This is a genomic window from Limnothrix sp. FACHB-881, from assembly GCF_014698135.1.
Classification (GTDB): domain Bacteria; phylum Cyanobacteriota; class Cyanobacteriia; order CACIAM-69d; family CACIAM-69d; genus CACIAM-69d.
This window is the reverse complement of sequence record NZ_JACJSN010000020.1, coordinates 1-16,882: the sequence shown is the minus strand read 5'-3', so window position 1 is coordinate 16,882 and position 16,882 is coordinate 1. Positions and strand designations below refer to the sequence as shown.

Here is a 16,882-nt window from a genome sequence, read left to right as displayed (position 1 = left end):
CGCGGCCCAGCCGCTGGGTAATCGTCGGTCAGCCTAAGGCCGCCAGATGTCAGGGGGTTGTCAATGGCATGTCAGACGGCGTTTCAATCCATTAGCTTTCAGCAACTTTCGGATTTCAGCCAATTCTGACTGCCATTGAAAACCGGATTCTGATCCTCAGAAGATACAGGGATTGATTCGGTTCCCGTGCGATCGATTTAACAGGATGGTTGCGATCGAGATCGGTTGCGGCGGCTGCAATCGATCGGGCCCCAGCCGCCCACACCGGCCCAAGCCCCTATAATCTGAAAGCCAATCCTTCCGTTGAACCATGGTCGTTGAATTCGCCGACTCCGCCAAACTGGCTGTGGAAGTTAACCGCCGCCGCAACTTTGCCATTATTTCCCACCCGGACGCGGGGAAAACCACCCTCACGGAAAAGTTGCTCCTGTATGGCGGTGCAATTCACGAAGCCGGTTCCGTGCGGGCCCGTCGCGACCAGCGCCAGGCCACCTCAGACTGGATGGAATTGGAAAAGCAACGGGGCATTTCCATCACCTCCACGGTGTTGCAGTTTGAATATCGTGACTGCCAAATTAATTTGTTGGATACGCCCGGTCACCAAGATTTCAGCGAAGACACTTACCGCACCCTGGCCGCTGCGGATAATGCGGTGATGTTGATTGATGCGGCTAAAGGGTTGGAGCCACAAACGCGCAAACTGTTTGAGGTTTGCCGGTTGCGGAAATTGCCGATTTTTACCTTTGCCAACAAGCTCGATCGCCCCTCTCAAGAACCGCTGAATCTATTAGATGAAATTGAAAAGGAACTAAAGCTCGCCACCTATCCAGTGAACTGGCCGATCGGGACGGGCGATCGCTTCAAGGGAGTGTTCGATCGCCGCACTCGGAAAGTGCATCTGTTCCAGCGATCGCGCCACGGCAGCAAAATGGCCGGCGAAACCACCCTGGATTTGGACGCACCGGAACTGCTGGAACTGGTGGAACCAGATGTTTATCAAGCCTTTAGGGATGAACTGGAACTAATTGAAGAAGTGGGTTCTGAGTTGGATCTCGAAGCGGTTTTGGCCGGCGAACTCACCCCCGTTTTCTTCGGCAGCGCCATGACCAATTTTGGGGTGCAACTGTTTCTCGATGCCTTCTTGGACTATGCGGCCAAGCCAGGCCCCCGCACCGCCCGCACTGGATCCGTTGACCCAACCCATGAGCATTTTTCGGGCTTTGTCTTCAAGTTGCAGGCCAATATGGATCCGAAACACCGTGATCGGGTGGCCTTTGTGCGGGTTTGCTCCGGCAAATTCGAGAAAGACATGGTGGTGACCCATGCGCGATCGGGCAAAAGCTTACGATTGGCTCGGCCGCAAAAACTCTTTGCCCAGGATCGCGAATCCGTTGAGGAAGCCTACGCGGGCGATGTCATTGGCTTAAACAATCCTGGAGCCTTCTCGATCGGGGACACCATTTACATTGGCCCCAAAATTGAATACGAAGGCATTCCCTGTTTTTCGCCGGAACTCTTTGCCTATTTGCGAAACCCTAACCCCTCTAAATTCAAACAATTTCAGAAGGGAATTTCGGAACTTCGCGAAGAAGGAGCCGTCCAAATCATGTATTCCACCGACGAAGCCAAGCGCGATCCAATTCTGGCGGCCGTGGGGCAACTGCAATTTGAAGTGGTGCAATTCCGCCTGCAAAGTGAATACGGCGTGGAATCACGGGTTGAGCTGCTGCCCTATTCCGTAGCCCGTTGGGTCACTGCCGGTTGGGATGAGCTAGCCAAAGTGGGCCGGTTGTTTAATGCTATGACCGTCAAAGATATGTGGGATCGTCCCGTTTTGTTGTTCAAGAATGAGTGGAATTGTCAACAGGTGGAGGGAGATCACCCCAGCCTACAACTCCAGTCGATCGCACCCTTAACCTAATGACTTCACGATCTGCGACGTTTGGCTATTTTGGGGGCTGGTTTGACCAACGCTTTGGGTCAGCCCCCCAAGCCCGCTATCCAACGTTTAAGTCAGCGATCGGGCTATTTTTGCAGCACTTGGGCGATCGGCGGGATGGGGTGATTGTGGAAACCGGCACCCAGCGACTACCCGACGACTGGGGAGCTGGCTGCTCAACCACCATCTTTGGTGAAACCCTAGAAACCTTTGATGGCGGTCGCCTTTGGACAGTGGATCTGTCGCCGGAAAATCTGACCACTTCCCAGCACTGCACCCAGCATGTGGCTCAGCGAATTGAGTATGTTTGCAGTGATTCGGTGACCTTCCTCAAACAGTTTGATCGCCCGATCGACTTGCTGTATTTGGATAGTTTGGATTGGTGGGATGATCCTCAAATTCAACAACAATCCCAGGCCCATCAACTGGCAGAAATTGAAGCCGCCTGGGATAAATTACGCCAAGGTTGCATCATTTTGCTCGATGACAATGGGTTGCCGGGCGGTGGCAAAGCCCGACTCACGAAGGAATTCTTAAGCCAGCAGGGTTGGAGCTGCATCCTCGACTATCAACAGAGTCTTTGGATTTCTGAGAAAGTCATGTTTTAAGTACATGTTCCAAATTTGTGTTCTAAATTTATGTTTTAGATACATGTTTTAGATACATGTTTTAGATGCAGGTCTTAAATTTATGCTTCAAAGTGCTGTTTGTAGGACTTTGATGGGATCACTGAAAAATTGAGACTGGAATTCTGTCACCATTTGAGGTAAACCTGCAATTAGAGTGCCTTGATGATGGGTGATGGGGCACTTCCCCGCGTTCCTTTGCTTGTTTCCTTCACCTTGGTTCTGCCCTGTGCCATACTCATCCACCCGATCGCGTGCCTTGTCTAAACGGTCTCAGCCGCCCGAGACCGACTATGCAGACTACCTGGAACTGCCGCCAGAGGGGCCAGAGCTGGACTTGTTGCGAGCAGCCCGAGCCATCTATGAGGCCTACTGCGTGATTATGGTCGATCGCGCTCGGCGGCCCTATGGAATTGTGGTGAATCGGCACACCTTTCGCGGGCGACCGATTTTTCAAGATCGAGTGATTCTTTTGCCGGACGAACGCTTCATTTCGATTCGGCAAATTGAATTGCAAATGTATTAGATCAATCAAGTTGGATCAGTCAAGTTAGATCAATCAAAAATTGGAGCCGTCAGCGATCAGACGATCAACGCGGCCAGCCAACGCAATGGCGGAAAATGCAATCAGGATCAACACAGTTAGACCCAAGAATATAGCCAGATTAATCCTTGAGTCAAAATCAGGTCTGAATTAGAAAATTTGATCAAGGACAAAGCAGGACAAGATCAGCAATTTCTGAAATTTCCTAGATCTGTCTTTTGAGCTTGACCTTTACAATAGAAGAACCGCGCCGTTTTTCATCGCAATAACGTTAGGTTGCCTGTGTCTCCGTTGCCATCATCACTGATTGCCAATCAAGCTGAGTCAATCCAGATTGAAACCCTGGAATTGTTGGAATGGCCGCGCCTTTGCCAGCATCTGGCAACCTTTACGGCAACCAAGCTGGGGGCGATCGTGGCCCGACAGTTACCGATTCCGGGCGATCGCCGCACCAGCGAAGCCCTGTTGGCCCAAACCCGCGAGGCCTGGGAGCTGGAACGCAGCGCCACGGGGGGCCTGAATTTTGGCGGGATTGCGGATATTGGCTCGGCGCTCGATCGGGTCACACGGGGCGGTGTGCTGGCCGGTGAGGAATTGCTGGAAGTGGCGACGACCCTATCGGGGGCCCGCAACCTGCGCCGGGCGATCGACCAGCGGGAAGATTTGCCGGCCCTGGCGGCCCTGGTCGAAGAACTGCGGACTTATCCGGAGCTGGAGCAGGAAATTCACTACTGCATTGACGATCGGGGCGATGTGACCGATCGTGCCAGCCCCAAGTTGGCAGAAGTCCGCGAAAAGCTGCGGGCCGGCCGCGATTGGATTTACCAAAAGCTGCACAACATCATGCAGCAGCATTCCAACGCGATTCAGGAACCAAATATTAGCCAACGGGGCGATCGCTTCGTGATTCCCGTGAAGGCCAGCCACAAGGATGTGATTCGCGGTATTGTCCACGACACCTCCTCCACGGGCGCGACCCTCTACGTGGAACCCCATACGATTACGGAGCAAAACAATCGCCTGCGCCAATGGCAACGGCAGGAGGCGATCGAGTCGGAAATCGTCCGGCGGCGGTTGAGCGAGCAGATTGCCGAGGTGGCTCCGGATCTGGAGCGACTGTTGGCAGTGGCCACGGAGCTGGATTTAGCCGCCGCGCGGGCCCGCTATTCCTTTTGGATTGAGGGCAATGCGCCGCGTTTTATTGAATCGGGTGAAACCCTGACCCTGCGGCAGTTGCGCCACCCGTTGCTGATTTGGCAACAGAAGCACGAGCAAGGGCGGGACGTAATCCCGATCGATGTGCGGGTGGATCCGACGATTCGGGTGGTGGCGATCACGGGGCCGAACACGGGGGGCAAAACCGTCACCCTGAAGACCCTGGGACTGGCGGCCCTGATGGCGAAGGCGGGGTTGTTTGTGCCCGCGCGGGAGCCGGTGGAGTTGCCGTGGTTTAGCCAGGTGTTGGCGGATATCGGTGATGAACAGTCGATCGAGCAGAACCTGTCCACCTTCTCGGGCCACATCCGCCGGATCGTCCGCATTCTGGATGCCCTCCAGCCCGATCGCCCTGCCACCAACGACGGGTTGGGGGCGATCGCTACGGAAAGGGCGCACGGCGGTGCGCCCCTACAGGAACCTGGTTTGGACGATTCAAATGGATCAGAATCCGATGGAAACGAAACCGTAGGGGCGCAAGGCCTTGCGCCCTCCGCCGATCGCCCCGCCACCAACGACAATCCACCCGAATCGTTGGTGTTGTTGGACGAGGTGGGCGCGGGAACCGACCCGGCTGAGGGCAGCGCCCTGGCTGCCGCCTTGTTGGAAGCCCTAGCTGATCGCGCCCGCTTGACCGTGGCCACGACCCACTTTGGGGAACTGAAAACCCTGAAATATCGTGACAGCCGGTTCGAGAACGCTTCGGTGGAATTTGATGACCAAACCCTCAGCCCCACCTATCGGTTGCTGTGGGGGATTCCGGGGCGATCGAATGCCTTGAGCATTGCCCGCCGGTTGGGGTTGGATGAAGCCGTGGTGACGGCCGCGGGCGATCGGGTTGGCGGCCAATCAGAAGACATCAACCGGACGATCGCGGGACTGGAAGCCGAACGCCGCCGCCAGGAAGCCAAGGCCAACGAGGTGGCGCACCTGTTGCAGCGAGCGGAGTTTTTGCATGAGCAAATCGATCGTAAGGCCCAAACCCTGAAGGAGCGCGAAGAACAGCTCAAACAAACCCAGGAAGCCGCCGTCCAAAAGGAAATTGAGCGGGCCCGCAGCGAAATTGCCCAGGTGATCCGGCAGTTGCAGCGGGGCACACCCACGGGCCAGCAAGCCCAGCAAGCCACGGCCCAGGTGGGCGAAATTGCCCAAAAATTCCTACCGTCCCAGCAGCCAAAACCGAAACCCAAGGGCTACAAACCCCAGGTGGGCGAACGGGTGCGCGTGCCCAAGCTCGGCGGCGCGGCGGAGGTGTTGGCGATCGATGAGGCCGACGAGGAAATCACGATTCGGATGGGGCTGATTAAGGCAACCCTCAGTTTTGCCGACGTGGAATCCCTCGATGGCAAGAAAATCGAGGTGCAAAAACCGGAGCCGAAACCCGCGCCCCCACCAAAAACCAAGGAGCGATCGATCCTCCGCACCAGCAGCAACACCCTGGACATTCGTGGGGCCCGGGTAGCCGACGCGGAAATCGAAGTGGAACAGGCGATCGATCGGGCGATTTCCGCTGACTTTGGTTGCCTGTGGATCTTGCATGGCAAGGGAACCGGTAAACTGCGAGACGGCGTGCGCGCCCACCTCAAAACCCATCGACTGGTGGAACGGTTTGAGGATGCCCCCCGCGAGGATGGCGGCGCGGGCGTGACGGTCGCCTATTTGCGTTAGGGTTCTGGCGAGGAGTGGTGTGTGTTGAATGCCGTTCGATCGAAGGGCTGGCCGTGGCTGGTGGTTTGGGTGCTGCCCGCGCTGCTGCTGGCGGCCTTGATGGTGCGTTATGGCGTAAACCTCCCCACCTACGACCAGTGGGACACGCCGGGGGTGTTGTTCGTGAAGTTGGCGGAGCATCAGCCGCTGACCTTCGCGGATTTTATTTCCCAACACAATGAAAGCCGCAAAGTCTTTCCCCGGCTGATCTTTTTGGGATTGGCTTATCTGACGGGCTGGGATATTCGGGCCGAGTTGGCGGTGATTTTTGCCCTGGTTTGTGGGGCGGCGGGGGCAATTTTTGCCTTGGGGCGATCGACCGTTTTAGATCGTAAATTTCAGGCGATCGCCTTTGCCTTAGCCAGTTGCTTACTCTTCAGTCCGTCCCAATGGGAAAACTGGGTTTATAGCATTCAAATTGTTGTTTTCCTGCCGATTTTTTGCATCACTACTAGTTTGTGGTTGGCGCAATCATCGCTAAAGTTTTGGCAGAAAATCGCGATCAATATTCTGTTAGCCACGGTCAGCACCTATTCCAGTGCGAGTGGAATGTTTTGCTGGTTTCTGTCATTTCCAGCGCTGTTCTTAAAGGACTGGATCGTTGGCTTGGGTCGGGAAGATACTGGTGGGCGCACGGCGGTGCGGGATGCTGGTGAAACTGGATCGTTAGGTGACAAAGATAGTGGTGGGCGCACCGCCGTGCGCCCCTACGGGATTGTTGGGGATTTGGGGCGATCGATTCAATCGTTAGGCGCGACGGCTCGCCAGTCCTGGATTGGGTTGGGGGTGTGGCTCGCGGCGATGGCGGCGAATTTACTGCTCTATTTTTGGGATTATTACAAACCCCCCAGCCATCCGAGTTTTGCGGGGCCGCTGCAACAACCGATCGCCGGGATTAAATATTGGTTTGCCTTGATGGGGGCGATCCTGGGATTTGATGATTTGGGGTTGAGTCAACTGCTGGGGGGCTTGGGGCTGCTGGGCTTTTTGGGGTTAGTAATCCTGGCTTGGCGAGGCGATCGGGCGCGATCGTTTGAGTGGGTGATTTTTGGGTGCTATGCGATCGGGACTGATGCGATCGTTACCCTCGGGCGGTTTGGGTTTGGGCCCGATGCCGCCCTGACTTCCCGTTACCAAACTTTCTCGCTTTATCTGTGGATTGCGATTATCCATCTGTCTGCGATTTTGTTGCCCCAATTTACTCAGCACCGCTTACCCAAACCTTGGCGGAAAGGGCTGGTGATTTTTGCATTAACCCTGTTTTTGGTGTTGCATTACGCCAGCTTTGCGATCGGGTCGCGCAACTTGGCGAACTTCAGTCGCGATCGCCATCAGGGCAAAGCTTGCTTAACGTTCATCAACAGTTTCCAAGATGAACGCTGCTTCACCGAGTGGATTTATCCTGAACTGAATGACCATGTTCTCAACACCATTCGCGACACCAATCAGCTTGGGTTTGTGCGTCCGCCAATTGTTCCCCCAATTCCCGAAAAAACGGATCTGAAAGCCTTAGCCCAAAATCAACCGATCGCTGGAAACTTACAAACTCTCACGATTCAAAAAAATGATGAGACCTGGGAATATGTGGCCGGTGGTGAGCTGACCTTGGGCGGCGGTTGTCAACCCACGCGATCGGTTCTGTTGGCCTATGAAAAAGACGGCGCAACGATTCCGTTCACAGCGGCCAAAGTAGGCAAAAATTATCGCGGAATGGGGCAAATTCTCGGCGATTTTGTTTGTCCTAATAATCGCTGGAGTAAGAGTTTTGAGCTAGAGAAATTGGTGTCTAATCCCCAAAAGCGGCTGGAGATTGTGCGATCGCCCAAGATCACCGCCTGGGCCTTCGACACCGATCGCGGCACGGTCTATCCCCTCGCTGGTTCCTATTCTTTCCCACAAAAATCATGAGTGAGCCAACCTACCGCAATCCAGCCCCCACGGTGGATTTGATTATTGAACTGGTCGATCGCCCCCACCGCCCGATCGTGTTGATTGAACGCAAATACGATCCGCTGGGTTGGGCAATTCCCGGCGGTTTTGTGGATTATGGCGAATCGGTGGAGGATGCGGCCCGGCGGGAAGCTCTCGAAGAAACCTGCTTGGCGGTGAATTTGGTCGAGCAATTCTATGTCTATTCCGACCCGCAGCGGGATGCGCGCAAACACACCATGAGCGTGGTGTTTATTGCCACGGCCACGGGCAATCCCCAAGCGGCCGATGATGCCCAAAATTTAGCGATCTTTAATCCTTGGGAATTACCCAAAAATCTTTGCTTTGATCACGATCGCATCCTCGAAGATTACCTCCGTTACCGCTATTATGGACAGCGACCTCGCCCCTGATTTTGATTACTAATTCTCTGGTTGCCCATTAGATCATGCCTAAACAAGTTATTCAAACCGACAAAGCACCCAATCCTGTTGGCCCCTATAACCAAGCGATCGTCGCTAATGGAATGCTATTTGCTTCGGGGCAAATTTCCATTGATCCGGCTACCAATCAACTCGTCCATGAAGGCGATGTGGTAGCCCAAACGGAACGGGTGCTGCAAAATCTGGAAGCAGTTTTGGAAGCCGGAGGAACCAGTTTTGCCAATGTGGTGAAAACCACGATTTTCCTGGCGAATATGGATGATTTCGCCATGGTAAATGCGGTTTATGCCAAATACTTTTCCGAGGTAACGGCTCCGGCGCGGGCAACCGTGGAAGTGGCTCGTTTGCCCAAGAATGTATTAGTGGAAATTGACTGCACCGCCATTGTTGATTAACCGAACTCACCAGATCACAGCCCGATCGAGTCAAAGCCCGATCGAGCTGTGATGAATGGGCTGTTCATGCGGATTAACAGGGCGGTATTTTCCAGCCGACAAACCGGACGATCGAGCCGGCCCCAAGGTCAATCAATCTAAGATCTCGATCGTGCCGGTTGTGCCATCCAGCCGCAACAGTTGCCCCGTGCGGAGTCGTTGGGTGGCGTTGGGAATGTCCATCACCGCTGGGATTCGATATTCCCGCGCCACGATCGCTCCGTGGGATAAGCGCCCCCCCGCCTCGCAAATGAGGCCGCCAGCCCGCACCAGAAGGGGCCCCCAAGCCGCATCCGCATGGGGAATCACCAAAATGGATCGTTGATCGATCGCCGGAGCCAGGGTCAGTTCACTCAGCGACCGAATCACAATCACACGCCCCTCCACCCGGCCGGGACTACCGCCCAACCCACGGAGGGTCGATCGCGCCGCCGCCGCACTCCACTCCAGCGCACAAAGGGGCGGCTCTTGGCCATAAACCAACGGAGCGGCCGGCGTTTCGCACCAATCGGCAAAGGCTTGGCGGCGTTGGGCAATCCGAGCGGTCAGAATCCGTTGCAGGTTTTGGTTTTGGGGGTGAGCCACCCATTGCCGAATTTCAGCTAATTCCAGATAAAAAATGTCGCCTTCCTGCTGCAACAGGCCGATCGCCTGCCACTGCTGCTCTAGGGCCACAAAAGTCCATCGCAGTTGCGCCAACAGCTTGTTGTAGAGTTCGGCCACCTGTCCTTTCAAATCAAGACGGCGCTGGGCGATCGAGGTTTGACGGCGGGGGTTGCTAGGCTGGGTGATTGGGGTTTTGGCCAACTGCAACAGCATGGTCTGTGGAATTTCCACCGCCTCGCGCCAGGTGGGCACGGCCACATCGGTTCCCACTTCGCTCAAATAGCCATAGGTGTCCAGAAACACTTGAAAGCTGGCGAGAATTTCCCGCCCTTCCGGTGACTCCGCCAAGGCGGCCCAAACGGCCGGGGCCTGATCCAAGGCGCGAATTCGCTCCAAGGACAAAACCGCTTGCATCCGTTGAGCCAAATTCTGGAGCCAGCGGGTGGCGGCCACTTCCGGGTGGCGGCTGGGATCCAGTTGCTCCGGTTTGCGACGGCCGATCGCCTGGCGCAGGGCCGCACTCAGGGGGGCCAAAATGCTGTACTCGGTGGCGCGATCGAGCAGCCCCATAATCTGTTCTGCCCGTACTAGAAGGCGTTCTGGCTCTGAAAACTGTTCTGCTGGCAGGGTTTCCAGGTTTTGGAGTCCGGGTTCAAACCACTGTTCCCAGTCGCGCTGAAACGATCGATCCAAATTCCACTCCCGACCCAACAGCCGCCAAAGACCCGGCAAGTTACGCAGGGTGGCCGTGAGGGGTGGCCGGCTCATTTTGCCCCCGTGGGTGAGGGCTTCCAAGCTCTCGGGCGGCAAGCCCATCCGCCGAAACAAATCCGCCAACAGGGTGACGTTGAAATAGGCGCGGCCGTGGAACAGGGTGGCCGTTTCCAAAAAATCCAATCCCGCTGCCCGATCGCCCAAAACCAGCGTGAACAGTCGCCCCCAAGCCCCACAGGTCATGGGCCGGTTAATGGACCAAGTGAGGGGCCGAATTACGCCGGGAATGGCTTCCGCGGCCATCCGCCGCGTCCAAATGGGTAGCAGAGTGGTGATGGGGCGAGCCTGCAAAATCCACAGGTGCTGGCCGTCAAATGTCCATTCCACATCCTGGGGAACGCCATCAAAGTGAGATTCCAAATCCCGCGTCAACAGGGCCACTTCGCGCACCAACCAACCGGGCACATCGCCGGTTCCGGTTTCGGCGGCCAGGGGGCGCGTGCTGGTGGCGAGGGCCCGCAATTCTGACTCGATCGACTGGGGCGGATTGGCCGGGCCCGGAAAGGCAACCGATCGGGACTCGCGCCAGGCCGTCACATCCAATTCACTCAAATCAATTCGGTACGATTCGGGGGTGATGCGTCCGGAAACCACTTGGGCAGCGGAACCGGGCAGGGCTTCCACCAAAACCGCTTCGCCCTGTTGCGTCACGGGATCGCGGCTGAAGGCTACTCCCGAAAAGGCTCCGGCAATTTGTGGTTGCACCAGCACGGCCATGCTGGCATCGGGCAGGTTGCGATCGCGCCGATACTCGATCGCCTCCGGTGCGTCATAGGACACAAAAACCACCGCCGCCGCTTCCACCAACTCCAAGGGGGTGCGCACATCACTGACGGTGCAATACAAGCCAGCGGCGGCCGAGCGATCGCCGTCCTCCCCGATCGCGGACGATCGCACAATCAAAGGCGGATCAAAAATGGCTTGGGCCACCCCTTCAGTTAACTCGCCCTGGCCCGCCAAGCGGTTAGCCAACAGCACGGGATCATCTCCCGGCAGCAAAATCCAACCGGGCAAAACCGGATAGCCCCAAGCCTTCAAGCGGGACAGGGTAGCGGCCTTCGTGCCGGCCCGTTGTGGATCCAGTGGTTGATCGAGAGAGAGCATTGAATCTGCCTTGCCTTGAAAAAAGCCCATGGCCCCTTGGGAACCGGCGGCCGCTCCCGATCGCCCCAAGGCCAGATCCTCGGGCATGGTTTGGCAGATCCAGGCCAGCAAAGCCGCCACCAACACAGCCCCCACCACCCGATCGACCCCATTGGGATTCAGCAACCCCAACATCAACGGATAGAGCGCCAGGGCCAGCAGCCGACTGGTTTGGCGATCGCGCGTGAAGGCAAACCCAGACACCGACAGCAACCCCGTCAGCAACGCCGCACTGGGTTCATGGGCGATCGCCCCCCAAGTGGCGTTGGTCATGCCCGCGCCTCGGCCCACCCAGTAGCGCCCCAACACGACACCCCCGATCGTCAGCCATTCCCAGCCCGACTCGATCGGAAAAAACTGTCGAGCCAACCACACCGCGCCCAATCCCTTCAGGGCCTCCCCCGACACGGCCAACAGGCCCCACCAAGGCCCCGCATGGTAAAAAGCCGCCGAGACGCTGACATTTCCCGTGCCCAACCGTCGCAACCGTTTGCCCGTGCCCCAACGCACAATCCAGTCCGTGAGCGGCAAAGCTCCCAAAGCCGGACAAAGGGTTAGCAACAGTAGAAGGCCCAAGGTCTGTTCGCTGGTCATGGATGGCAACGGTCGAGGCAATGCTCAAACTAACTGTGGGAACTGACGAACCGCCACCTGTCCCCGGGAACTGAAACAAATCAGCCCCTGGCTTTCCGTCGTTTGTTGCTGGCTGAATCCCGTAATCTGATAACCCGTGGTGTCATAAAAGGTCACCATTCCGCCCTGTCGCAGGGCCAGGCGATTGAACGGCGCAAAATAAGCATAATCCAGATGGTTTTGGCGGCCTTGGATTGAGGGCTGGCCCCAGTCCCTTGGCCACCAGCAATCGACCGCTCCGAAGTCCATGGGCGGCATGGGGTTCCAATCGACCGCTCCGAAGTCCATGGGCGGCATGGGGTTCCAGGGGAGCGGCGACTGGCCGGGGGTTGCTTGACTGGGGGGCTGGCGAGATGGCTGACTGGGTGGGGCGATCGGGGCGCTTTGGTATTGCACCTGGGTTGAGTGGGCAACACCTGGAGTGGTTGGCAATTCTGCCGCCCAGGTCTGGCACAAGTCCTGGTACAAGTCTTGGCACAGGTTAGCCACCCGAGCTTTCAGGGACTGATTAGACAGATCCCCAATCATCACCATCCCTCCCTGCATCCATTGGCCCGCCCCGCCCAACTCCGGGTGATTAAACTGGGCCATGGTTCCGCGTCCCGATCGAATCTTGTCGGCCAAATGGCTGACCGCTGCCACCGAGAACCCGTGGCGATCGGCGATCGACTGTAGCCTTTGAACATCCATGCCCCTACCTCAGTCCCTGACGATTGGATTTACGGTTTTTGATCTACTTTCGATCTACTTTTGATCTACCTTTTTTGACTATGCTTTTCTGGTCGTTCTTCTTGATTGCTTTTCTTAATTTCTCTGTTTGATGACTCTCTGATTACAATTTGATCACTATTTGATCTACGTTTTGATTGATTGACAGTTGGATCATCGAAAATTCATCCATCAAAAATTTATTCATTGGGAACTGCTCAATTAGAAATTCATCATCACTGCGCCCATGCAATCTACTCCTCAAGCCCCTAAATCCTCCCCTAAGTCCTTAATGGCACAAATTCGGCGATCGGGAGCCATCTTCCGCGCCCTGAGCACCACTTATTACGCCTATATGTTGGAATATCGGGCGGAATTATTGCTTTGGGCCCTTTCGGGGGCCGTGCCGTTCATTTTGATGGGTGCTTGGGTCAAAGCGGCGGAAACGGGGCAATTCGGGCTGTCTTCCATCCAATTTGCTCAATATTACCTAGCCGCATTCATTGCTCGGCAAATGAACGTAGTTTGGGTGGTTTGGGAATTTGAAAAAGAAGTGAACCAAGGTCTCCTTTCGCCCAAGCTTTTACAGCCGATCGACCCAGTTTGGCATCACCTGGTTTCCCACCTCACGGAGCGATTTGTGCGATTGCCGATCATTGGGTTGCTCGTGATCTTATTTTTTGTGCTCTATCCCCAATCATTTTGGCTGCCCAGCGCCACAAATCTCTTGGGGTTTATGATCATTACGCTTTTGGCCTTTGGCCTGCGATTTTTAATTCAATACACCTTTGCCATGGGGGCGTTTTGGATGGAAAAAGCGGCCGCCCTGGAACAGGCTTGGTTTTTTATTTATCTGCTGGGTTCAGGAATTTTGGCTCCGTTGGAAGTGTTTCCGCCCCTGGTGCGATCGATTGTGGAATGGACTCCGTTTCCTTATCTGATCCACTTTCCCGCTGCGTTGTTGATGGGTTTACCGGTGGATTGGGGCAAGGGACTCTTGGCGATCGGGCTGTGGAGTGGCTTTTTTTATGGCTTGAATCGTTGGCTCTGGCGACGGGGTCTGCGGCAATATTCCGGCATGGGAGCCTAAGCAGCAGGCCTCAGCAACAAAAGCGCCCAAGTAGGAGCGTACGGGTGTACGTACGGCCGTGCGCCCCCACAAGCATTGCCGTTGATCGCTATTCCGCGTTTTGGAAAACCCGCCGCAGATCAATCACGTCGCTCATCTTGCGAATGTGGGTAAAGACCCGATCGAGCTGGGTTCGATCGCAGATGTCAATGCCCAAGGTGATCATGGCCGTTTCACCCGGCTTGGTTTTCACGGCGGCCCGGTTCACGTTCACATTCGAGTCCGCCAGTCGGGTCAGGATATCCTTGAGCACCCCCACCCGATCGATTGTTTCCACCCGAATTTCCACGGGATAGGTGGGCTGGCGACCCACATTGGTCACCTCGGGGTTCCAACTCACCGGAACCAGGCGATCGCCCGGCACATTGGCCAAATTGCTGCAATCTTGGCGGTGAATGGCCAAGCCCCGGCTGCTGCGGGTCACCACCCCCACGATCGGCTCACCCGGCACCGCGTGACAACAGCCCGCCATGTGATGCAACAGCCCTTCCACCCCCAGAATGGGCGACAGGCGATGGCGATTTGACCCCGAATCCCCGTGGGGGCGCGGGCTGGACGACGGCATAATCACCGCCTCGGCCACCGGTTGCGCGGTTTTCACCACCTCACGAATCCGCCCCAGCAGCATATTCAACGTAATTTCCCCGTAGCCCAACGCGGCCAGGGTGTCATCCACGCTGTGGTAGTTGCAGCGCTCCGCCACCGCCTGCATGGGTGCGGATTTCAGAAAACTTTCAAACCCTTGCTTACCCAGTTCCTTTTCCAGCAGCTCGCGGCCGCGGCTGATGTTTTCTTCCCGGCGCGATCGCTTGTACCACAGCCGGATCCGGTTGCGGGCCGTGGCCGTCACCACAAAATTCAGCCAGTCAAGGCTGGGGTGCGCATTTTTCTGGGTGATGATTTCAATGATGTCGCCGTTTTGCAGGCCCGTGTCCAGGGTCACCATCCGGCGATTCACCAGGGCCCCCGCGCAATGGTTGCCCACCTCCGTATGAATCCGGTAGGCAAAATCCACCGGGGTTGCATGGTTGCTGAGGGCAATCACATCGCCCTTGGGTGTAAAGACATAAATCTCATCCTCAAAGAGATTTTTCTTAACATTTTCCAGATACTCATGCGCATCCTTCAGATCGCTTTGCCATTCCAGCAGTTGCCGCAGCCAAATAAACTTTTCATCGTCGGTGCTAGCGGCTAAATGGCTACCACCCGTTTCCTTATATTTCCAGTGGGCTGCAATCCCGTATTCCGCCACCCGATGCATTTCTTCGGTGCGAATTTGCACCTCCAAGGGCCGTCCCGTCAAGCCAATTACTGAGGTATGAAGCGATTGATAGCGGTTGGGTTTGGGCAGGCCAATGTAATCCTTGAACCGGCCAGGAATGGGGCGAAATTCATCATGAACCACGGCTAAAGCGCGGTAACATTCATCAACCGATTGGACAATGACGCGCACGGCAGCAATGTCATAAATTTCCCAGAAACTTTTATTCTGGCGCTGCATCTTTTGGTAAATGCCATAGAGATGCTTGGGCCGGCCGCTGGTTTCGGCGCTTTGAATGCCCAGTTGGTTGAGCCGATCGCGCAGAATTTGCAACACCCGATCGAGCCGGGCCTCGCGATCGGTGCGTTTTTCCGCCACCAGTTCTTGAATTTCCCGATAGGCATCCGGTTGAAGATATTTAAACGACAGATCTTCCAGTTCCCACTTAAAGCGCCCAATGCCCAGACGATTGGCCAAGGGCGCGAAAATATCCATGGTTTCTTGGGAAATTCGGCGCTGTTTTTCCGGAGCCAGATGCTCCAAAGTTCGCATATTGTGCAGGCGATCGGCCAGTTTCACCACAATCACACGAATGTCCTTGGCCATCGCCAAAAACATGCGCCTGAAATTTTCCGCCTGCTGCTCTTTTTTACTAGAGAAATTAAACTTAGAAAGCTTCGTGACCCCTTCCACCAAAAATCGCACTTCTGCACCAAACTTGGCTTCCAAATCTTCCGGGGTTGTAGCCGTGTCTTCCACAATATCGTGTAGAAAACCCGCTGCAATCATCTCGGGGCTGCCCCCCAATTCTCGCAGCAAACCAGCCACGGCCACCGGATGGGCAATGTAGGGTTCACCGGAAGCCCGATATTGATCTTGATGCAGATCATAGGCAAATTGAAAGGCTCGACAAATCAAGCTGTTGCCTAGGGGGCGTTCTGTGCCTTGGGGATGATGAAAATCCTCCATTAAACATTGGCTGAGCCAGGTGGGCAACGACAGGCTGGGATATTCATCAATGGGCGAGTAATGGTGGGAAACGGCGACAACCATAGGATTTTTGAGGGAAAAAAGTTAGGGTCTGGGATGGGGGGTGAGGAGCGATCGAACGAGTGAGGGTCATTCCAGTGGCCAATTCCCATTGATGAGAATGATCCCCAGCCTGAAGGGTGTGCAATTAAGCCCAATCTGCGCAAAGGGCGATCGGAAACAGCGATTCTTCAGGGCTGGAGCTGAACCAATGGCCAACCAAAGTGAATGCTTAGACGGGGAAAAGGCTGGCTGAAATGGGGCCAAGTGATGACCCCAGGCTGAGGGAACATCACACATCAACTCAGCAATTCAAAACAAAGAGCCTGAAAGCAAAATGACCTGCGAAAACGACAAAAAGAGCCTCAAACTGCTAGGGTGCTGTTAACCCCCTGGCCCTGGCTGGAACATAGCGGCTGAGGCCGTTATCGCTAAAAGGAGTTTTAAATTTAGAGAACGCTGTAATTAGGTCTAACTTAGAAAGCTGGTTTCTGTCATGCTTCGACCAAATTTTCTAAGCATCCCTGACCCTTGGACTGTGGTTTGTGAACGGCCCGAAGGTTGGAGGAAATTTTTATGAAATGCAATAGATTCTACTAAATTCTCTTCGGTTTCACGCAATTGGGAATGATGTTTGGTAGTGAATCAGATTAATGTGGGATAGGTAGCAATGTCATGCCAAGTCCATGCCCTAGTCGCTAATCCCGCTCGTTCAGCAGCCGTGGTTTTGAAACGACTATGCTGCCAAATCCAGTTGAAATA

Annotated in this window: 11 protein-coding genes and 1 pseudogene; 8 read left to right on the top strand and 4 right to left on the bottom strand. The window is 55.4% G+C overall.

Annotated features, from left to right (window positions below; translation table 11 throughout):
- Positions 1-310 precede the first annotated feature (310 nt).
- From prfC to H6G52_RS15750, 7 genes are all read left to right on the top strand, one after another.
- Positions 311-1,921 (top strand): peptide chain release factor 3, encoded by a 1,611-nt coding sequence (prfC, locus tag H6G52_RS15780; RefSeq protein WP_190354728.1) that lies wholly within the window; start codon positions 311-313, stop codon positions 1,919-1,921.
- Positions 1,921-2,547, top strand: a complete 627-nt coding sequence (locus H6G52_RS15775; protein WP_190354729.1) for a class I SAM-dependent methyltransferase — start codon at positions 1,921-1,923, stop codon at positions 2,545-2,547. Before prfC ends, H6G52_RS15775 begins: the two co-directional genes overlap by 1 nt.
- A 247-nt stretch (positions 2,548-2,794) precedes the next feature.
- Entirely contained in the window at positions 2,795-3,091 is a 297-nt protein-coding gene (locus tag H6G52_RS15770) for a hypothetical protein (RefSeq protein WP_143473083.1), read from the top strand.
- A gap of 300 nt (positions 3,092-3,391) precedes the next feature.
- Positions 3,392-5,992 carry an endonuclease MutS2 gene (locus H6G52_RS15765; protein ID WP_370567726.1) on the top strand — a complete coding sequence of 867 codons (2,601 nt, stop codon included), beginning with the start codon at positions 3,392-3,394 and terminating at the stop codon, positions 5,990-5,992.
- Positions 5,993-6,013: 21 nt separating this feature from the next.
- Positions 6,014-7,939, top strand: a complete 1,926-nt coding sequence (locus H6G52_RS15760; RefSeq protein ID WP_190529547.1) for a hypothetical protein — start codon at positions 6,014-6,016, stop codon at positions 7,937-7,939.
- On the top strand, positions 7,936-8,373 hold the full coding sequence (locus tag H6G52_RS15755; RefSeq protein ID WP_190529545.1) for an NUDIX hydrolase: 438 nt from the start codon (positions 7,936-7,938) through the stop codon (positions 8,371-8,373). The genes H6G52_RS15760 and H6G52_RS15755 overlap by 4 nt, the downstream gene beginning before the upstream one ends.
- A 35-nt stretch (positions 8,374-8,408) precedes the next feature.
- A complete protein-coding gene (locus H6G52_RS15750; protein WP_099534166.1) occupies positions 8,409-8,798 on the top strand; it encodes a RidA family protein in 390 nt (129 codons plus the stop codon).
- A gap of 132 nt (positions 8,799-8,930) precedes the next feature.
- Here H6G52_RS15750 and H6G52_RS15745 read toward each other — a convergent pair whose 3' ends face one another.
- Positions 8,931-11,954, bottom strand: coding sequence for a glycerol-3-phosphate acyltransferase (locus tag H6G52_RS15745; protein ID WP_190529543.1), 3,024 nt, complete (start codon positions 11,952-11,954; stop codon positions 8,931-8,933).
- 24 nt (positions 11,955-11,978) lie between these two features.
- On the bottom strand, positions 11,979-12,683 hold the full coding sequence (locus H6G52_RS15740; RefSeq protein ID WP_190529541.1) for an SHOCT domain-containing protein: 705 nt from the start codon (positions 12,681-12,683) through the stop codon (positions 11,979-11,981).
- 310 nt (positions 12,684-12,993) lie between these two features.
- On the opposite strand from H6G52_RS15740, the gene H6G52_RS15735 reads away from it, so the two are divergent.
- The gene (locus H6G52_RS15735) at positions 12,994-13,791 is read left to right on the top strand and encodes an ABC-2 family transporter protein (protein ID WP_199312467.1); all 798 of its coding nucleotides are present in this window, start codon (positions 12,994-12,996) and stop codon (positions 13,789-13,791) included.
- An 88-nt stretch (positions 13,792-13,879) separates the two neighbouring features.
- Here the strand turns inward: H6G52_RS15735 and H6G52_RS15730 are convergent, their stop codons facing one another.
- Together H6G52_RS15730 and H6G52_RS15725 are read right to left on the bottom strand one after the other, a co-directional pair.
- Complete coding sequence (locus H6G52_RS15730) at positions 13,880-16,144, bottom strand: bifunctional (p)ppGpp synthetase/guanosine-3',5'-bis(diphosphate) 3'-pyrophosphohydrolase (RefSeq protein WP_099534169.1); 2,265 nt, start codon at positions 16,142-16,144, stop codon at positions 13,880-13,882.
- Between the two features lie 621 nt (positions 16,145-16,765).
- Positions 16,766-16,882 (bottom strand): annotated as a pseudogene (locus H6G52_RS15725) (IS1 family transposase); the annotation flags it as partial.

Excerpts from the sequence above, each read along its gene's own strand:
- prfC (WP_190354728.1), top strand. The coding sequence starts at position 311 with ATGGTCGTTGAATTCGCCGACTCCGCCAAACTGGCTGTGGAAGTTAAC.
- H6G52_RS15775 (WP_190354729.1), top strand. The coding sequence starts at position 1,921 with ATGACTTCACGATCTGCGACGTTTGGCTATTTTGGGGGCTGGTTTGAC.
- H6G52_RS15755 (WP_190529545.1), top strand. The coding sequence starts at position 7,936 with ATGAGTGAGCCAACCTACCGCAATCCAGCCCCCACGGTGGATTTGATT.
- H6G52_RS15750 (WP_099534166.1), top strand. The coding sequence starts at position 8,409 with ATGCCTAAACAAGTTATTCAAACCGACAAAGCACCCAATCCTGTTGGC.
- H6G52_RS15745 (WP_190529543.1), bottom strand. The coding sequence starts at position 11,954 with ATGACCAGCGAACAGACCTTGGGCCTTCTACTGTTGCTAACCCTTTGT.
- H6G52_RS15740 (WP_190529541.1), bottom strand. The coding sequence starts at position 12,683 with ATGGATGTTCAAAGGCTACAGTCGATCGCCGATCGCCACGGGTTCTCG.
- H6G52_RS15735 (WP_199312467.1), top strand. The coding sequence starts at position 12,994 with ATGGCACAAATTCGGCGATCGGGAGCCATCTTCCGCGCCCTGAGCACC.
- H6G52_RS15730 (WP_099534169.1), bottom strand. The coding sequence starts at position 16,144 with ATGGTTGTCGCCGTTTCCCACCATTACTCGCCCATTGATGAATATCCC.